At 65.3% G+C, this 1,656-nt stretch carries 2 protein-coding genes; both read right to left on the reverse strand.

Translation table 11 applies throughout. From position 1 onward, the window contains the following. The coding region (locus HCU76_RS36265) for an Orn/Lys/Arg decarboxylase N-terminal domain-containing protein (protein WP_275946435.1) at window positions 1–503 on the reverse strand (503 nt) is incomplete at its 3' end. A 22-nt stretch (window positions 504–525) separates the two neighbouring features. Continuing rightward, window positions 526–1,656, reverse strand: a 1,131-nt coding sequence (locus HCU76_RS36270) for a DcaP family trimeric outer membrane transporter (RefSeq protein WP_213959978.1), incomplete at its 5' end; no start/stop codon positions are given.

The raw sequence follows: 1,656 nt of genomic DNA on the forward strand, positions 1-1,656 counted from the left end.
GGCGTGTGCCACGAGTAGGCCGAGCGCTCCGCGTGATGTGTCAACGCCTTGAAGAATGGCGGCAGCAACTGGTCCAGGTAGTCCTCTGCCGCACGCATGATCTGACGCGCCAGGAAGGGCACCGTGTCTTCGTAGAGGTACATGATGCTGTGCAGGTTGCGCAGGCCCTGCACCGCCTTGGGCGATCTGCCAGAGAGCGTTGCGGTCTCGCCCAGCGCGACGATGGGCAGGCCGGGTGCGCGCTGGTGCACCGTACTCATCAGGTCGATGAGTCGCTGCGCCGTCGCCTCGTCCTTCGCCGCTGCGACAGGGAACACGATCGCGGCAAGCCCGCGGTGCGCGCCGGCGATGATGCCGGCATCGGCCTCGTTGTCGACGAGGATGGTCTTCCAGCCGGATTGCTCCAGCTCGCGCTGGATCTGGCGCAGGCGCACGCCCGCCACGGTCTGCGCCGCGATGTCGCGATGCGCGATCAGGATCGGGAAAGTCGACTTGAACTGCATGGAGCCGCTCCGGTTGTTGCGCTCAGAAACCGACCTTGGTCGAGAACTGGAAGCGATAGTCGTCCTGCGAGAGACCCAGCTTGTTTTCCAGGCGGCCCCAGATGAACTCGCCGCCCATCGTGACGTTCTGCGCCAGCGAATACAGCAGGTTCACCGACGCGTAGCTGCCCTTGTGGAATGCGTTCACAAGCTGTCCGTCGGTGTTGTTCTGGCGGTGCTCGCTGTAGCCGATGGAACTGGTCCACTTGTCGTTCCAGCTGTGGCCGTAGTAGGCCAGCCAGCCCAGCGAGGTGACGGTCTCGGCCTGCAAGGCGCGGTTGGGCGCGAGGTCCACGCCACCGTCGTTCATGTAGCTGGCGATGCCCTTGCCCGAGACGACCTGCCAGCTCAACTTGTCCTTGCTGAACACCTTGAACGCGCCGCTCAGGTTCAGGCCGTAGCCGGTGCGCGTGCCGGACGGGTCGCCGTTGATCGAGGCCGGATTCTGGTAGCCGACCTGGCGCACGATGCCGGCCGCCTTGAGGTGGCCCCAGTCGCGCTCCAGCTTGTAGGACGCAACGAGGTCCGGCAACTGGGTCCTGCCAGTGATGTTTGCGCCCAGCGCCGGGTCCACGCGCGTGATCCTGCCGGTGTCGATCGCCGAGTTCGGCGACTCCAGCGAAATCGCGAAGGCATTGCCATCCTTGTTCCACGGCGTGAAGCGCAGCTGCGGGTTGCGCACGAAGACCATGCCGCTCGGTCCCCAGTAGTCGATGGTGTTGGGGAACACGTCGATGTCCATGAAGTTCGAGTAGGTCTGCCCGGCGCCGAACATCCCCAACTCGGCCCACGCATTGAGCCAATGGATCTGCGTGCCGCCGTTGGTGCCGAACAGGTCGAAGCTCATGTCGGTCTTGATCTCGCCGAGGCTGGTCGGGATGAACGACTTGAACCCGAGGCTGGACTGCCGCACGCTGAAGGTGGTGGAGCCATCCTTGCCGCAACCGGGCGAGCCGGGGCAGGTGACCGGGATCTGCGATGGCCGCAGCGTTGCGGCCCAGTCGGGATTCATGCGCTTGGCGTCGTAGATCGCGTCGAGCATCACCTGCCCGTAGAACTCGACCCTCGCGTTGCCCGGGTCCGGGGCGCCATCCTGCGCGCGCGTGCCCACCGA

Origin of the sequence: Variovorax sp. dw_308 (assembly GCF_019207085.1) — a bacterium.
Classification (GTDB): Bacteria; Pseudomonadota; Gammaproteobacteria; order Burkholderiales; family Burkholderiaceae_C; genus Variovorax.